Annotated in this window: 1 protein-coding gene; it reads right to left on the bottom strand. The window is 31.1% G+C overall.

Annotated elements, in window-relative coordinates:
* Positions 1–331 precede the first annotated feature (331 nt).
* The gene (locus tag EKG35_RS20520) at positions 332–1,054 is read right to left on the bottom strand and encodes a GntR family transcriptional regulator (RefSeq protein ID WP_126296404.1); all 723 of its coding nucleotides are present in this window, start codon (positions 1,052–1,054) and stop codon (positions 332–334) included.
* Positions 1,055–1,728 lie beyond the last annotated feature (674 nt).

Here is a 1,728-nt window from a genome sequence, read left to right as displayed (position 1 = left end):
TTCATAGACGGAGTCCTCCTGTGTGATGATGGGTCAATGGCTGTTGACACTCATGCATCATACTAGAGGGCTTTTTTTATTTCAAGACCCTGAAAATCCTTCTAACAGGAATGCTCCTTTTTATAAATCAATCATCTGCATAATATGTATTTATGGTTTTTTCTGAGAAATAATAGTTTTCAAGTTTGAATTATAAGATTTAGTGATAGATTCAATTTTCATCCTTCTTACAATATCGGGCATGTTTGTTTTTTTCTAACTAAGACAAATGGAAGCACTTACAAAATGGGATAAACTAAAAAACCACCACCTCTTATCGATTCATTTTTTCTTATTCTAAACTTAAGACTGATTTATATTTATACATGTCTCCACGATAGGAAGAAGCACCTGTTAAAACACAATCTTCTTTTACTTTTAAGTCAACACTTCTATATAAAATTGGAGAGCCTACAGAAACACCAAGGATATTTGAAATCTCTTGACTGGCAAGAACTGCTTCTATTTCAATTTCTCCTTCGGTAAGGGACATATTAAACTTATTTAAAAACAAATGGGAGAATGAATAATTCACATACTCTTCATCCGTAATTTGTTCACCATACTTTTTTAATAAGTAGCGGTTATCGATAACAATTGGGATACCCTCTGAAAGACGTAACCGTTTTACTTGATAAACTTCTTCTCCAGGTTTTACCCCCAATTTCACATCTATTCCTTCTGGACATGGTACTGATCCCCTAAAAAGTAATTCAACGTTAAAGTTTTTTAAGTACCACCCTCGAAAAAAAGTATCCAATTTAGCAATATCTGTTTTTAATTTATCTTTTCGAACAATAAATGTACCTTTTCCTTGGATACGTTGTAAAAGACCTTCTTCCACAAGCAATTGAACTGCCTGACGAATAGTCATTCTAGAGACATTAAACATATTTATTAGTTCATCATCGCTTAAAAATCTTTCTCTACCTTCTTTGTACATCTCATCTACTTTTTTTCTTAAGCTATCTGCAATTTGGACGTATTTTGGAATATGAGAATTATAATTACTCATGTCTACCCTCCTATAGATATTTTAAAAAGATACCATTCTATTTCATCTATACATCTAGATGACTTGTTTTTTTATTTTATAGTACTAAAAGTTAAGAGTCAATATAGTTTTCTGAATTTTCAATACCCCTTTAATATTATCAACTAATAATATCTATATTTTCCTCTTTTTACAGCTTGATAAAATACACTAATATATGGAACCACTAAAACTTTGATAAACACACTCTGTAATGGTGTTCTACTTTTAACGATTGCCACTATTTTAGATAGACTTTGCGTGAACCTAGAACATCATAAATCACTGTACATATTTTAAAACCGTAGAACTTTTTTCATAGTCACAAAAAAACAGTTTGCCATTCATACAGCAAACTTTTTTTATTTTATATTTTAACGAGTTACTTCCTCGTAGGCAGTTTTCATTTGTCTATATAAATTAGTATTGTTAAAATCCTGCATAGTAATGTTAAGTTGCACGCTCACTTCATACAAAAAATATAGCCATTCCAGATCTTTATCTTCAACAGCATTGAAGCAAGCATCTTCTAAATATATGTATTTGATAAGCTAAAACTGAGCCACCATCGCAGTTGAAAAGTGAGCCACTTTTATATGAAAATAATCCTAACTTCATAGAGTTAGGAGCGTATAGAGGTGATTTCATTGGAAAAG

The sequence above is a fragment of the Lysinibacillus telephonicus genome, from assembly GCF_003966145.1.
Taxonomy (GTDB): domain Bacteria; phylum Bacillota; class Bacilli; order Bacillales_A; family Planococcaceae; genus Ureibacillus; species Ureibacillus telephonicus.
This window is presented reverse-complemented; position numbering and strand designations above follow the sequence as displayed.

Bases quoted from the DNA above. Each gene is read 5' to 3' on its own strand.
- EKG35_RS20520 (WP_126296404.1), bottom strand. From the start codon at position 1,054: ATGAGTAATTATAATTCTCATATTCCAAAATACGTCCAAATTGCAGAT.